This window comes from Streptomyces sp. RLA131 (assembly GCF_056270125.1).
In genome coordinates this window covers 3,502,322-3,515,870 of sequence record NZ_JBWDOQ010000002.1, presented here as the reverse complement: position 1 = coordinate 3,515,870, position 13,549 = coordinate 3,502,322, and the positions used below count along the sequence as shown (strand labels likewise).

Annotated in this window: 11 protein-coding genes; 6 read left to right on the top strand and 5 right to left on the bottom strand. The window is 73.3% G+C overall.

Going from position 1 to position 13,549, the window contains the following annotated elements; all coding sequences use genetic code 11:
• Positions 1-51: 51 nt before the first annotated feature.
• The 3 genes from RWE79_RS16845 to RWE79_RS16835 all read left to right on the top strand — a co-directional run bounded on the left by RWE79_RS16845 (position 52) and on the right by RWE79_RS16835 (position 4,207).
• Positions 52-1,035 (top strand): VOC family protein, encoded by a 984-nt coding sequence (locus RWE79_RS16845; RefSeq protein WP_475940894.1) that lies wholly within the window; start codon positions 52-54, stop codon positions 1,033-1,035.
• A gap of 164 nt (positions 1,036-1,199) precedes the next feature.
• Positions 1,200-3,566 carry a serine/threonine-protein kinase gene (locus tag RWE79_RS16840; protein WP_475940893.1) on the top strand — a complete coding sequence of 789 codons (2,367 nt, stop codon included), beginning with the start codon at positions 1,200-1,202 and terminating at the stop codon, positions 3,564-3,566.
• A gap of 68 nt (positions 3,567-3,634) precedes the next feature.
• The gene (locus RWE79_RS16835; protein WP_475940892.1) at positions 3,635-4,207 is read left to right on the top strand and encodes a hypothetical protein; all 573 of its coding nucleotides are present in this window, start codon (positions 3,635-3,637) and stop codon (positions 4,205-4,207) included.
• Between the two features lie 5 nt (positions 4,208-4,212).
• Here the strand turns inward: RWE79_RS16835 and RWE79_RS16830 are convergent, their stop codons facing one another.
• The 3 genes from RWE79_RS16830 to RWE79_RS16820 are packed head-to-tail and all read right to left on the bottom strand — an operon-like array spanning position 4,213 to position 6,535.
• Entirely contained in the window at positions 4,213-4,995 is a 783-nt protein-coding gene (locus tag RWE79_RS16830) for an enoyl-CoA hydratase/isomerase family protein (protein ID WP_475940891.1), read from the bottom strand.
• The gene (locus tag RWE79_RS16825) at positions 4,964-5,371 is read right to left on the bottom strand and encodes a Zn-ribbon domain-containing OB-fold protein (protein WP_475940890.1); all 408 of its coding nucleotides are present in this window, start codon (positions 5,369-5,371) and stop codon (positions 4,964-4,966) included. Before RWE79_RS16825 ends, RWE79_RS16830 begins: the two co-directional genes overlap by 32 nt.
• A 6-nt stretch (positions 5,372-5,377) precedes the next feature.
• Positions 5,378-6,535 carry a lipid-transfer protein gene (locus RWE79_RS16820; protein WP_475940889.1) on the bottom strand — a complete coding sequence of 386 codons (1,158 nt, stop codon included), beginning with the start codon at positions 6,533-6,535 and terminating at the stop codon, positions 5,378-5,380.
• An 80-nt stretch (positions 6,536-6,615) separates the two neighbouring features.
• On the opposite strand from RWE79_RS16820, the gene RWE79_RS16815 reads away from it, so the two are divergent.
• The gene (locus RWE79_RS16815; RefSeq protein WP_475940888.1) at positions 6,616-8,181 is read left to right on the top strand and encodes a FadD3 family acyl-CoA ligase; all 1,566 of its coding nucleotides are present in this window, start codon (positions 6,616-6,618) and stop codon (positions 8,179-8,181) included.
• A gap of 44 nt (positions 8,182-8,225) precedes the next feature.
• On the top strand, positions 8,226-8,924 hold the full coding sequence (locus tag RWE79_RS16810; RefSeq protein WP_475940887.1) for a class I SAM-dependent methyltransferase: 699 nt from the start codon (positions 8,226-8,228) through the stop codon (positions 8,922-8,924).
• Between the two features lie 254 nt (positions 8,925-9,178).
• Here RWE79_RS16810 and RWE79_RS16805 read toward each other — a convergent pair whose 3' ends face one another.
• Together RWE79_RS16805 and afsR are read right to left on the bottom strand one after the other, a co-directional pair.
• Complete coding sequence (locus RWE79_RS16805) at positions 9,179-9,316, bottom strand: hypothetical protein (RefSeq protein WP_475940886.1); 138 nt, start codon at positions 9,314-9,316, stop codon at positions 9,179-9,181.
• 166 nt (positions 9,317-9,482) lie between these two features.
• Positions 9,483-12,494, bottom strand: coding sequence for an SARP-family global regulator AfsR (afsR, locus tag RWE79_RS16800; protein ID WP_475940885.1), 3,012 nt, complete (start codon positions 12,492-12,494; stop codon positions 9,483-9,485).
• A 274-nt stretch (positions 12,495-12,768) separates the two neighbouring features.
• Here afsR and RWE79_RS16795 point away from each other — a divergent pair, with 274 nt between their 5' ends.
• Positions 12,769-13,473, top strand: a complete 705-nt coding sequence (locus tag RWE79_RS16795; RefSeq protein WP_475940884.1) for an AMP-binding protein — start codon at positions 12,769-12,771, stop codon at positions 13,471-13,473.
• Positions 13,474-13,549: the final 76 nt, after the last annotated feature.

Sequence of the window (13,549 nt, the reverse complement as noted above, 5' to 3'; positions counted from 1 at the left end):
CAGACACTCCGTCTGAAGTGACGAATCGACGCGGATCGAGAGGATCAGTCCATGGCCGGTTACGCCGATGGTGTCCCCTGCTGGACGGACGCCATGCTGCCCGACCTGGAAGCCGGTAAGCGGTTCTACGGGGAGCTGTTCGGCTGGACCTTCCAGGAGGGCGAGAAGGAGTACGGCTACTACACCCAGGCGTTCGCGGCCGACGGCCGCAATGTCGCGGCGCTGGCCCCCAAGCCCGACGGTCGGATGCCGACCGTCTGGAACCTCCACCTCGCCTCGTCCGACGCCCGGGCCACCGCCCGCCGGATCGTCGAGCAGGGCGGACAGCTCGTCACTGACCCGGTGCTGGTCGGTTCGTACGGCACGATGCTGATGGCCGCCGATCCGGGTGGCGCGGTCTTCGCCGTGTGGCAGGGCGGTACGCACACCGGCTTCGAGAAGAGCGGTGAACCCGGCTCGTACGCCTGGGCGGAGATCTACACGCGCGAGACGAAGCGCGTGGACGCCTTCTACGAGGCCGTGTTCGGCTACGCGGGCAAGCAGATCTCCACCGGCGCGGAGCCGGAGGAGGCCGCGAAGGCCGAAGCCCCCGCGAAGGCCGAAGCGCCCACGAAGGCCGAAGCGCCCACGAAAGTCGAAGCGCCGGAAGAGCCCGGAGAGCCCGAAGAGCCCGAAGAGCCCGAAGAGTCCGGAGAGCCCGGAGAGCGCGAGGAGCCCGGAGAGCGCGGCGGCGCCGGGGGCTTCGACTACCGGATCTTCGCGCCGGAGGGCAAGGAGGCGACACCGGCCAACGCGGTGCTGGGGCGCTGCCTGATGGGCCCGGAGTTCCCCGTCGAACTGCCGCCCCACGTCAACGTCTACTTCGCAGTCGAGGACACCGACCGGGCCGTGGAAGCGATTCGGCGACTACACGGCCGGGTGACCCGGGGCCCGGCGGACTCGCCCTTCGGGCGCTGGGCGGCGGTCACCGACGACCAGGGCGCCAACTTCGCGATCATCGACGCCAAGGCCGCCGTCGGGCAGCTGCCGGGGTAGCCGGTGAACCGTGTGCGCACGCCGGACGTACCCCTGGGTAACGGCAGAGCGTCTCAATAATCGCCGTGTCGACACCGCCCCGGGTTCGCAACTGATACTCATCCCAGGAAGAATCAGTTACCGGACCCCGGGACGGGGGGAACCCACGGGGAGGTGACAGGGCAGTGGTGCAGCAGCTGACGCAGCACGACCCGAGACGGATCGGCCCTTTCGAGGTGCTGGGCCGGCTCGGCGCCGGCGGCATGGGTCTGGTCTATCTGGCACGATCGGCTTCGGGCCGGCGGGTGGCGATCAAGACGGTACGTGCGGAACTCGCGGAGGACCAGCTCTTCCGGGTCCGCTTCGCGCGCGAGGTCGAGGCGGCCCGGGCGGTCAGCGGCTTCTACACGGCCGCGGTCGTCGACGCCGACCCGCGGGCCGCGGTGCCCTGGCTGGCCACGGCCTTCGTACCGGCGCCCTCCCTGGAGGAGATCGTCAACGAGTCCGGACCGCTGCCGGCCCAGGCCGTACGGTGGCTGGCGGCCGGCGTCGCCGAGGCGTTGCAGTCCATCCACGGGGCGGGGCTGGTCCACCGGGACATGAAGCCGTCCAATGTGCTCGTCGTGGAGGACGGGCCGCGTGTGATCGACTTCGGGATCGCCAGCGGGGTCTCCAACACCCGGCTGACCATGACCAATGTGGCCGTGGGTACGCCCGCGTACATGTCGCCGGAACAGGCCAAGGACTCACGCAGCGTGACGGGCGCCAGTGATGTCTTCTCGCTCGGGTCGACGCTGGTCTTCGCGGCCACCGGGCACGCGCCCTTCCACGGGGCCAATCCGGTCGAGACCGTGTTCATGCTGCTGCGGGAGGGGCCCGACCTCAAGGGTCTGCCCGCTGAGCTGCGGCCGCTGATCGAGTCGTGCATGCGCATGGAGGCGGACAAGCGGCCGAGCCCGGCCGATCTTCAGGCGCAGCTGGCGCCGCATCTGTTCTCGTCGGCGGGCGGTGACGACACCGGGACGGCGTCGGCGTGGCTGCCCACGGACGCCGTCGCGTTGATAGAGCAGCGGCGCAGTGGCGGGCGGCCCGGGGTTCAGCCGGTGCCGCCCAGGCCCGCGGCGGCCCCGCAGGCGCAGCCGGTGCCTGCTCCTCCGGTCGAGCCGCAGCCCGCCGGACGGCACGCGGCGGCCGCCCCCGGGCCGGTGCAGCTCGCCGGGTCGGCGCCCATCGGCCCCGGGCTCCGGGTCGCCGACCGCAAGGACCAGCAGGCGCAGCCCCCGGTTCCGGGGTGGGTCGGCCGCGGTGGCGGCGGTGCGCAGGCCGGTGGTCCGGGCCGGGCCGGTGGTCCGGGGCAGGCCGCCGGGCCGGGTCCGCTGCCCGCTGCCGCGCCGGTGCCGGTGCAGGCGCCGCCCCCCGGGGAGTGGCGGCCGTGGCGGTTCCGGATGTCCAACGATGTGTGGGGCACCCCGGTGGTCTCCTCCGGCCGGCTGTATGTGACCTCCTTCGAGGTGCACGCCCTGGACGTGGCCACCGGGCGGCGCCAGTTCAAGACCCGTGACGTCGCCTGGACCATGGCCGTCGACGGGGGTCGTATCCACGGCTCGGACGGCCCGAGCCTGTACGCGCTGGACGCGGCCGACGGCGCCGAGCGCTGGCGTACCGGTGTCGACGGCTGGATCTACTCGCTGCGGGCCGAGGGCGGCACCGTCGTCACCGGCACGCGAGGCGGGGGCGTCCAGGCCTGGGACGCCGCCGGCGGGCGGCTGCGCTGGGAGCGCGGCGGCGCGCAGACCGAGTTCGAGTCGCCGGAGTCAGGGCCGTGCGTGGTCGGCGGTGTCGTCTACTTCCACGGCGGCGGACGGCTGCACGCGCTGGACGCGGCGTCCGGCGCGGAGATCTGGAACTTCCCGGTCGGCGCCGGCTCCGGGGCCCCGGGCAGCATGCCCACCCGGCCGGTCGTCGTGGACGGCGCCGTCTATGTCACGGCGGGCGCCCGCGTCCTGGCCCTCGACGCCCGTACGGGAGGGGAGCGCTGGCGCTTCGACGCACCCGCCGTGATGTTCGGGCCGCCGACGTACGTCCCCGGGGCCGGCGTCACCGGCGGCGGGGTGTATGTCGCGGACTACCTCGGGACGGTCTACGCCCTGGACCCGGTGGACGGCCGGGACCGGTGGCGGGTCGCGACCGAGCAGCGGCAGTCGGTGGAGCCGGTGCTGGTGGCCGGCGGCTCGGTGATGCTGGGGGCCGGCAGCGCGCTGTACACCCTGGACGCGGTCTCGGGCACCCCCAAGTGGCGCTTCGCCGCCCAGGCCGAGATCGTCGGCTCCCCGGTGGCGGCGGACGGCCGGGTGCACTTCGGCTCCAAGGACCACTGCCTCTACACCGTGGACGCGGGCGGCGGCCAGCTGCGCTGGAAGCTGGAGACGGGCGGTGAGATCACCGGTTCGCCGGTCGTCAGCGGTGGCGTCGTCTACGCGAGCAGCAAGGACCGCTGTGTCTACGCCCTGGACGCGGTCAAGGGCACGGGGGCGGCGGCCAGACGCGGTTGAGCCGGGGGCCCGGACCGGGCTGCTGTTAGGGTGAACGCCGTTTGTCGGGTTCAACGGGGGTTCGTATCATGCGGCGTCGTCCGGGCAGGTTGCGGCTGGTATGCGTACTGGCCGTGGTGGTCGTGTCGTTGACCGGGTTCCAGACCCGGGGGCACGGGCACAGCGTCAGCCGTGGGCACAGCAGCAGCAGTGGTGGCGGCGGTTGCAGCAGCAGCCATTCCACGTCGCACTCGTACAAGTCCGACTCCGACTCCGACTCCGACTCCGACGACGACTACTCCGGTACGACCAGCAGCAGTACCGGCAGCACGTACGGCACCGGGAGCACCGGGAGCACGTACAGCACCGGCAGCACCACCAGCAGTACCGGCAGCACTTACAGCAGCACCACCCCGACGGCGACCGTCGTCTCCTGTGCCGACGGCGACGGGATCTCGCAGGTCGAGCTCGACAACAGCCGTGGCAGCACCGGTGGTTACGTGATCGAGATGGCCTTCTACGACACCGTGGGGACCGAGGTCGGCACCGGTACGAAGACGGTCACCGTCCGTGCCGGCAAGCGGGTGACGACCAAGGTCGCGATGGCCGATCCGTCGCTGGACGACGGGAAGCTGACCTGCCGGGTCACCGCCGTGCGCTGACCGGCTCAGCGGATCCGGAAGCCGCCGCGGCGGCCGGTGAAGAGCTCCGCCTGCCGTTCCGGCGGGAGGTTGCCCAGCGCGATGAGGTGCGGGGCCTGGCCGAAGGCGTGCGACCGGGCGGCCTCGCGGGCGGACCAGACGGCGCGGACGGTGCCCTGGACGGCGTCGGTGGGGCAGGCGGCGATGACGGCGGCGGCGCGCAGTGCGGCGTCGAGCAGTCCGGGGCCGGGGACGACCTCGCTGACCAGGCCGGTCGTGTGGGCGCGTTGGGCGGAGACCCGCTCGGCGGTGCCCATCAGGGACATCCGCATGACCTCGCCGTAGGGCATGCGCTGGGCCATGGCGATGGACTCGTAGGCGCTGACCATGCCGTAGGTGGTGTGCGGGTCGAAGAAGGTGGCGTGGTCGGCGGCGATGACGAACTCGCTCTCGCCGAGCAGGTAGAAGGCGCCCCCGCAGGCCATGCCGTTGACGGCGGCGATGACCGGTTTCCACAGGTCGTTGGCCTTGGGGCCGATGGTGAGCAGGGGGTCGTCGGCGGAGAAGGGCGACGAGGGCTGGGGCACCTCGGCGGAGCGGTCGAAGCCGGTGCAGAAGGCCTGGTCGCCGGCGCCGGTGAGGACGACGGCGCGGATGTCCGGCGCCTGCCTGAACTCCCGCCACAGGGCGCCGAGTCCGGCGGCCATGGCCAGGTCGATGGCGTTGTGGCGGGCGGGGCGGTCGAGGGTGACCAGCGCGACGCCGTCCCGCACCGTCTCAGAGCGCAAGCCAGCGGGGGATGCCGTCATGGAAGACCGCCTTCACGGGTGCGCCGATGCGGATGCGGGCCGGGTCGAAGGAGTTCAGGGCCGCGTCCGGGGCGGTGACGAGGTTGCCGGCCAGACGGATGCGGGGGTCCTCGGCGAGTTCGACCAGGATGACGTTGTACGGGGCCTGGGCGGCGTAGGCCGGCAGCAGCGGCGGGTGGGGGACCACGTACGACCAGATCCGGCCCCGGCCGCTCACCGGGCGCCACTCGCAGGAGAACGACCGGCAGTGCGGGCAGCAGGGGCGGGGCGGGAAGCGCAGCCGGCCGCAGGAGCCGCAGGCCTGGACGCGGAGTTCGCCGCGGCGGGCGTACTCCCAGAAGGGCGCGCCGTCGTCGTCGGGGACGGGTCGCAGCATGCGTGGTCAACTCCTCAGCAGCAGGGCGGATGTCGGTACGCCCTCGCCCGCCGTGACCAGGCAGGTGGCGGCGCCGGGGACCTGGGCGGTGGAGGTGCCGCGCAGCTGTCTGACGCCCTCGGTGATCAGGTTGAAGCCGTGGACGTACGCCTCGCTCAGTCCGCCGCCGGCGGTGTTGAGGGGGAGCCGGCCGCCGATCTCCAGGGCGCCGCCCTCGGTGAAGGAGCCGCCCTCGCCGCGGGCGCAGAAGCCGTAGCCCTCCAGGGACAGCGGTATGAGGGCGGTGAAGGCGTCGTAGATCTGGGCGACGTCGATGTCCTCGGGGGTGAGGTCGGCGTGCTTCCACAGATGGCGGGCGGCGGTCCAGGCGGGCCCGGTCAGCGGGTCGTCGGTCCAGTAGTTGACCATGCCGTGGTGCTGGGCGGGCAGGCCCTGGGCGGCGGAGTGGACGTAGACCGCGCGCTGCCGGCAGTCGCGGGCGCGCTCGGCGCCGACCACGACGCAGGCCAGCGCCCCGTCGGTCTCCAGGCAGTTGTCGTAGAGGCAGAGCGGCTCGCTGATCCAGCGGGCGGTCATGTACATCTCGCGGGTGAGCGGGCGGTCGTACATCATCGCGGCGGGGTTGCAGTTGGCGCGGTTGCGGCAGGCCAGGGCGACGTTGAAGAGGTGGTCGCGGGTCGTTCCGTACTCGTGCATGTGGCGGCGGGCCAGCATCGCGATCTCGTCCGCCGGGCGCAGCAGGCCGAAGGGACGGGTCCACTGGGCGGGGGTGGGCAGCTGGGCGGCGGTGTTGGTCCAGGGGCGGGGGCCGCTGCCGCGTTTGCGGGAGCGCCAGGCGATCCCGACGGTGGCCTGGCCGGTGGCGATGGCGGCGGCGAGGTGGGCGACGGTCGCACAGGAACCGCCGCCTCCGTAGCCGACCTTGGAGAAGAAGGTCACATCGCCCGCGCCGACGGCCTTGGCGATCTCGACCTCGTCGGTCTCCTCCATCGTGTAGGAGGCGAAGGCGTCCACCTCCGACGGGTCGATCCCCGCGTCGTCGAGGGCGGCGAGGATCGCCCGGCAGGCGAGTGTCTTCTCGGACTCGGGGAGGTGCTTGGCGAAGGGTGTCTGGCCGATACCGGCTATCGCTGTCGCGTCCTTGAGGTCCCTCACGGCTGACATTCCGTCAGGCTATCGCTAATCTGACGGATAGTCAGCTAGGGGTCGGCTACGAGGCGGCAACCCGGAACCCGGGAGGTATCGTGCGCGGTGACCTGGAGTGGGGCACCATCCCCCGGCTCGTGCGGTACGCCGCCGAGCGGTACGCCGGACGCGAGGCGGTGGTCGACGGACGGCAGCGCATCACGTACGCCGAACTCGGCGAGCGCGTCGAGCGGGCCGCCGCCGCCTCGATCGCCGCCGGCGTCCGGCCCGGCGACCGGGTCGCCGTCTGGGCACCCAACACCGCCGACTGGATCGCCGCCGCCCTCGGCGCCGTCACGGCCGGCGGCGTACTGGTGCCGCTCAACACCCGCTTCAAGGGCACCGAGGCGGCCCACGTCCTGGCCCGCACCCGCGCCCGGCTGCTCTTCGTCACCGGCACCTTCCTGGAGACCTCGTACGTCGCCTCGCTGCGCCGCGCGCAGGCCGAGCACGCACTGCCGGACCTGGAACAGGTCGTCGTCCTGTCCGACACCGCGCCCGAGGGTTACCGCACCTGGAAGGAGTTCCTGGCCGCCGGCGACACCGTGCCGGCGGCCACCGTACGGCAGCGGGCCGAGGCCGTCCGGACCGGCGACATCTGCGACATCGTCTTCACCTCCGGCACCACCGGCCGCCCCAAGGGCGCCATGATCACCCACGCCCAGACCCTGCGCGCCTTCGCCACCTGGAGCGAACTGGCCGGACTGGAGGAGGGCGACCGCTATCTGATCGTCAACCCCTTCTTCCACACCTTCGGCTACAAGGCCGGCATCATCGCCTGCCTCATGCGCGGCGCCGTGATGATCCCGCAGCCGGTCTTCGACATCGACACCGTGCTCGCCAACATCGCCGCCGAACACGTCACCGTGCTGCCCGGCCCGCCCACCCTTCACCAGTCGATCCTGGACCACCCCGCCCGGGGCGCCCACGACCTCGGCACCCTGCGCCTGGTCGTCACCGGCGCGGCGGTGGTGCCCCTGAGCCTCGTCGAACGGCTGCGCGGCGAACTGGGGGTGGCCACCGTACTGACCGCCTACGGCATGAGCGAGACCACCGGCATGGCCACCATGTGCCGCCGCGGCGACCCCGCCGGGGTCATCGCCGCCACCTCCGGCCGCGCCATACCCGGAACCGAGGTCCGGGTGCTGTCCGACGGCCCCGGGCTGCCCGGGGAGGTGCTGGTCCGCGGCTACAACGTCATGTCGGGCTACTGGGAGGACCCCGCGGCCACCGCCGCCGCCGTCGACCCCGAGGGCTGGCTGCACACCGGGGACGTCGGCGTGATGGACGCGGGCGGCAACCTGCGGATCACCGACCGCATCAAGGACATGTTCATCGTCGGCGGCTTCAACGCCTACCCGGCCGAGATCGAGCAGTCGCTGGCCCGCCACCCGGACGTCGTCGAAGCGGCGGTCGTCGGTATCCCGGACGGGCGGCTCGGCGAGGTCGGCAAGGCGTATGTCGTCCGGCGCGAGGGCGCGTCGCTCACGGCGGACGAGGTCATCGCCTGGTCACGGCGGGAAATGGCCAACTACAAGGTGCCCCGGCAGGTGGAGTTCCTGGCCGAGCTGCCGCGCAACGCCGCGGGCAAGGTGGTCAAGACCCAGCTGCGTGCGAGGCCCTGAAATCCGGAGGCGGCGCGGACCCCGGCCGGGCCACAATGCGCGGCATGACCAAGCCCTGGCACCTCGACGAACTCGCATACGCGGGCCATGAGCACCTCGACAAGGCCTTCGTCGCCGGCTACGACCGCAAGCAGGGCCGTCCCGACCCCGCCCCCGACCTCGCCGCCCTCGCCGCACACGGCATCGGCGGTACGGCCACGGTCGTCGACCTCGCCGCGGGCACCGGCCAGTTCACCCTGGCCGCTGCCCGCCGCTTCGGTCGGGTGGTGGCGGTCGACGTCTCCCCGGCCATGCAGGACGCCCTGCGCGAGCGGGTCGCCGGGGCCGGGCTGTCGAACGTCAGCTTCGCGCATGCCGGATTTCTCTCGTACGAGCACTCCGGGCCGCCCGCCGACGCCGTCCACACCCGCAACGCCCTGCACCAGTTGCCCGACTTCTGGAAGGCCGTCGCCCTCGACCGCGTCGCGCGCATGCTGCGCCCCGGCGGCGTCCTGCGCCTGCGTGACCTTGTCTTCGACTTCCAGCCGTCCGAGGCCGACACCGTCCTGGAGCGCTGGATGGACGGCGCGGTGAAGGACTCCGCGCAGGGCTACACCCGCGAGGACTACGCGGAGCACCTGCGCACCGAATTCAGCACCTACCGCTGGCTTCTGGAGCCGATGCTCACCGCCGCCGGATTCGAGATCACGGATGTCGCGTACGCGGGTTCGGTCTACGGCGCCTACACGTGCGTCAAGCGGTAGCCGCGCACACGTTGAAAGGACCGGCCGCGGCGCCCCCTCCGCGCCACGGTCGGTCCTCATCCCCCGGTTGTGCCCCCTGCCCCCGTGCTTCCCCCCCCGTTCTCCCGTGTTCCCCCGTGCTCCCCCCGTTCCCCCGTGCCCCCCGTTCCCCCCGCTGGTCCCCCGTGCCCCCCGCTGGTCCCCCGTGCTCCCCGTGTCCCCCCGCTGGTCCCCCGCGCCCCCCGTGGCGTCGTCGCCGTCGGCGACGACGCCGGTCAGGGGGTGTGGAAGTTGTCAGGCTTGACGGTGGTGTCGTCGGCCTTGACGGTGGGCTCGTCGGTGGTGTCCTCGTCGGAAGTGGTGACCGTCGTGGTCTCCTCGGCCTCCGTGGTCTCCTGCGTGGCCTCGCTCATACTGTCTCCCCTGGTTGTTGTCGTCCGTGCCGGGTGCGAGACCCGCCTGGCAACGACCCCCGTGCGCCACCAGGCGGGCAGCTCTCGCAGTGATGGAATCCTGGCAGCCGCCGATAATCAACTGATAAACGGCGGCGTCGAGGCGCCGGCGCAGGAGGTTTGACGGTCAGACGGCCACGGCCGGAGCCGACGGATCACCCAGCAGCCTGCGTACGTCATCGGCCTCGGCGGCGCCCAGCGCGGTCAGCGAGGCCAGGGCGTCCCGCCAGCAGGCGCGGGCGCGGTCGGCGTGGCCGACGCCCTGCAGGGCCTTGCCCAGCAGGGTGAGCGCGTTGGCCGAGCGGTACTCTCCGCCGATGTCGCGCAGCAGGGTGAGGGACTGCTCGGCCAGCGCCGCCGCCTGCCGGTACCGGGCGGCGGAGAGCTGGGCCTCGGCCATCCGGAACAGGGCCATGGCCTCCCAGAACTGCTGCCGGGCCTCCCGGAAGACGGGCAGGGCCTCGGTGAGGCAGGCGACGGCCTCGTCGGTCCGGCCGTCGGCGGTGAGGGCGACGGCCAGCGCGTAGAGGCCGTTGGCGAGCCGGAATCCGGCGCCGAGGTCGCGGTAGATCTGCAGGGATCGCTCGGCGGAGGCGATGGCGGCGGGGAGCTGCCCCAGCTCGATCTGGGCGCGGGCAAGGTTGCTGAGGGCGGCGGCCTCACCGTGCCGGTTACCGTCCGCGCGGAAGGCCTCCAGGGCCGTGGTGTGGTGGGCGGCGCACTCCTCGAAGCGGCGCAGCGGGAACGCGGCGTTGCCCCGCAGGTTGGGGGCGTAGCTGCCGGCCATCGGGTCGCCGGCGGCCAGCCCGAGGACCAGGGCGCGCCGGGCCTCGCGTTCGGCGTCCTCGAAGCGGCCGGACAGGCCGCTGAGATGGCCGAGCCAGATCCGGGCGCGGGCCTCCACCAGGGTGTCGCCGCAGTCGGCGGCGGTGGTGACCACGGCCCGGGTGGCCTGCTCGTACTGGCGGGCGTAGACGCCGGACTCCATCAGGTCCTGGCTGACGAGCAGCAGGTCGACGGCGCGCCGCAGTGGTCCCTCGCACCCGCCGGCGGCGGCCTGCTGGACGGCGGCCAGGAGGCTGGGGGCCTCGGAGAAGAGCCAGTCCAGGCCGGCTTCGCGGCCCGGGAAGGCCAGTCCGGAACGGGTGCTGGGCACCAGGTGGTCCAGGACCCGGTCGCCGGGGTTCTCCAGCTCGTAGGCGTGGGCGGCCGACGCCAGGTAGAAGTCCAGCAGCCGGGACAGGGCGGCGCAGCGTGACGCGTCGGTCTCGTGGCGCTCGGCGCAGTCGCGGGCGAAGAGCCGGAGCAGGTCGTGGAAGCGGTAGCGGGCGGGGGCGGCGGATTCGATCAGGCTGATGTCGACCAAGGCTTCGAGGAGCTCTTCGGCGTCGTACGGGTCCATGTCGAGGACGGCGGCGGCCGAGTCCAGCGAGATGTCGGGGCCGTCGGGCAGGGCCAGCAGGCGGAAGGCACGGGCCTGGGCGGGGGTGAGCTGGCCGTAGCCGAGTTCGAAGGTGGCCTTGACGGCGAGGTCGCCGGCCTTGAGCTCGTCGAGGCGGCGGCGTTCGTCGCTGAGCTTGCGGGCGAGGAAGGAGACGGTCCAGGTGCGGCGGGTGGCGAGGCGGGAGGCGGCGATGCGGATGGCCAGCGGCAGGAAGCCGCAGGCGGCGACCACGTCGAGGGCCGCCTGGCGTTCACTGGAGACGCGTTCACGGCCGACGATGCGGGTGAAGAGCTGGAGTGCCTCCTCCGGGCTCATCACGTCCAGGTCCACCAGATACGCGCCGGCCAGGTCGACCATGCGGACCCGGCTGGTGATGAGGGCGGCGCAGCCGGGGGTGCCGGGCAGCAGGTCGCGGACCTGGGCGGTGTCGTGGGCGTTGTCCAGCAGGGCCAGTACGCGGCGGCCGGCCAGGGTGGAGCGGTAGAGGGCGGCGCGGTCGGCGAGCGAGTCGGGGATGGAGGCGTCGGTGACGCCCAGCGCGCGCAGGAACGAGCCGAGGACGACCTCGGGTTCGGCGGGGCGGGCGTCGGTGCCCTGGAGGTCGACGTACAACTGGCCGTCGGGGAAGGCGTCCCGGGCGGTGTGGGCGACATGGACGGCCAGGGTGGTCTTGCCGACGCCGCCGATACCGGCGACGGCGGAGACGGACATGACGCCCAGGTCGGTGGTCAGCCGCTCGCCCAGCTCCCGTACGAAGGCGGCCCGGCCGGTGAAGTCGGCGACCGTCGCCGGGAGTTGGGCGGGCCGGACCGGTTCGGGGGCGGCCTCGGTCCGGGCGGCGGGGGCGGCCAGCAGGGCGGGGTCGACCTCCAGGATGCGCTGGTGGAGGTCGGTGAGTTCGGCGCCGGGGTCGACGCCGAGTTCGTCGGCGAGCAGCCGGCGGGTGTCGGCGTAGACGCCGAGGGCCTCGGCCTGCCGGCCGCTGCGGTACAGCGCGAGCATCAGCAGGGCGCGGAGCCGCTCGCGCAGCGGGTGTTCGGCGGACAGGGCGGTGAGTTCGGAGACGGCCTCGGCGTGGCAGCCGACCTGCAGGTCGAGGTCGAGGCGGGTCTCGGTGAGCTGGAGCCGCCATTCGGTGAGGCGGTGGCGCTGGGCCTCGGCGTAGGGCCCGGGGATACCGGCCAGTGGTTCGCCGTCCCACAGGTCGAGGGCGCGGCCGAACCCCTCGCGGGCCCGGGCGGGATCGGAGGCGCCCCGGGCCTTCTCGCCGTCGGAGACATGGGCCTCGGCGATGCCGAGGTCGAGGGCGCCCGGTTTGCAGTGCAGGGCGTAGCCGCCGTCGACGGTGGTGAGGGCGTCGCTGCCGAGGGCCTTGCGGAGCCGGAAGGCGTAGCCGCGCAGGGCGGCCAGGGCGGTGGGAGGTGGTTCCTCGCCCCAGAGCGCGTCGAGGAGTTCGGCGGCGGTGGCGGCGCGGCCGCCGCGCAGCAACAGGGCGGCGAGCAGAGCGCGTTGCTGTGGTGGCATGCCGGTGATCGGCTGGTCGCCCCGCCAGGCGCGGACGGGGCCGAGCACGGTGAAGCGCAGGGCGGTGCCGTCCTGTTCGCCCGTGCCCGCCGCCGGTGGGTGTGGCGCGCCGGCCGGGCCGGGTGTGCCACCGGCCCCGCCACCGGGCTCCGTTCCTGTCTCGTTCCCCATTCCTTGCCCCCTGTGCCTGCCGTGCCTGGCGGTGCCGGGCGCGACGGGCGCGTTTATCGATCGTTCATCGCGAGCCGGAACAGTGGTCGCCGTGCCAGTTTGCCGTGTCAACCGGTTTGGGTCACCTACGGGGGGTGCCTGGGGGGAGACACCGCATCAAGTGTTACCGGGAATTTGAGGTTCCATCTGTGTCACCGCGGGCCAATTCGATTCATATGCATCTGTCGGGGGGAGTGACGGGCTACCCATGTGCTCACGATGTGCGCCGGAGGCCGTGACCGGCCCGGACGACCAGGACCGGAAGGCGGCACCGGTCAGCGTACGCATGCTGCCGGGGCCGATGCTGCGGCGCCTGGCGGCGCGTCAGCCGGTCGGAGTGCCGCGCCTGGACTGCGACTTCGCAGACCTGGACCGGCGGGCCCGGGCGGTCGCCGCCGGGCTGGGGCCCGCGGTGCCGCCGGGCAGCCGCGTCCTGCTGGCCTACCCGCAGGGACCGGATCTGGCGGGGGCGTTCTTCGGCTGCCTGTACGCGGGTATGGCGGCGGTGCCGGTGGTTGCCGCCGGGCCCGGTGACACGGACGGCGTGGCGCGGGCCGCCGAACGGTGCCGCCCGGCGGTGGTGCTCACCGGCGGCGACGCCTGGACCTCGCTCGCGGTGGACCGGTCGCGTACCCGGGTGATCGAGGCCGACGGCGGCCGGGTCGGCGGCGAGCGGGTGGACCGGCTGGCGGCGGCCTGGCAGCCGGTCGGCGTGCTGCGCTCGGCCGTGGCGTACGAGCGGTATGTCGCGGGCGGGGCCGTGGGGATCGGCGGCGGGCGGCTGGAGGCGCCGCTGCGCCACTGCGACCTGGGCGAGGCGCTGGGGGAGCTGGAGCGGGCGGCGCGGACCGGGACGTCGGAGGAGGGTGTGGGCTGGGCCGCCTCGGTCCACGGCCTGGAGGAGGCGGTCTGGCGGATGCTGCTGCCGCTGGTCTCCTGACCGGCGCCGCCACGACAGGTCGCCGGCGGACGTTACGGGCGGACGTCACGGGCGGACGTCACCGGTGACGTCGCCG

Excerpts from the sequence above, each read along its gene's own strand:
- RWE79_RS16845 (WP_475940894.1), top strand. The coding sequence starts at position 52 with ATGGCCGGTTACGCCGATGGTGTCCCCTGCTGGACGGACGCCATGCTG.
- RWE79_RS16835 (WP_475940892.1), top strand. The coding sequence starts at position 3,635 with ATGCGGCGTCGTCCGGGCAGGTTGCGGCTGGTATGCGTACTGGCCGTG.
- RWE79_RS16805 (WP_475940886.1), bottom strand. The coding sequence starts at position 9,316 with ATGAGCGAGGCCACGCAGGAGACCACGGAGGCCGAGGAGACCACGACG.
- RWE79_RS16820 (WP_475940889.1), bottom strand. The coding sequence starts at position 6,535 with ATGTCAGCCGTGAGGGACCTCAAGGACGCGACAGCGATAGCCGGTATC.
- RWE79_RS16830 (WP_475940891.1), bottom strand. The coding sequence starts at position 4,995 with ATGACGGCATCCCCCGCTGGCTTGCGCTCTGAGACGGTGCGGGACGGC.
- RWE79_RS16810 (WP_475940887.1), top strand. The coding sequence starts at position 8,226 with ATGACCAAGCCCTGGCACCTCGACGAACTCGCATACGCGGGCCATGAG.
- afsR (WP_475940885.1), bottom strand. The coding sequence starts at position 12,494 with ATGGGGAACGAGACAGGAACGGAGCCCGGTGGCGGGGCCGGTGGCACA.
- RWE79_RS16825 (WP_475940890.1), bottom strand. The coding sequence starts at position 5,371 with ATGCTGCGACCCGTCCCCGACGACGACGGCGCGCCCTTCTGGGAGTAC.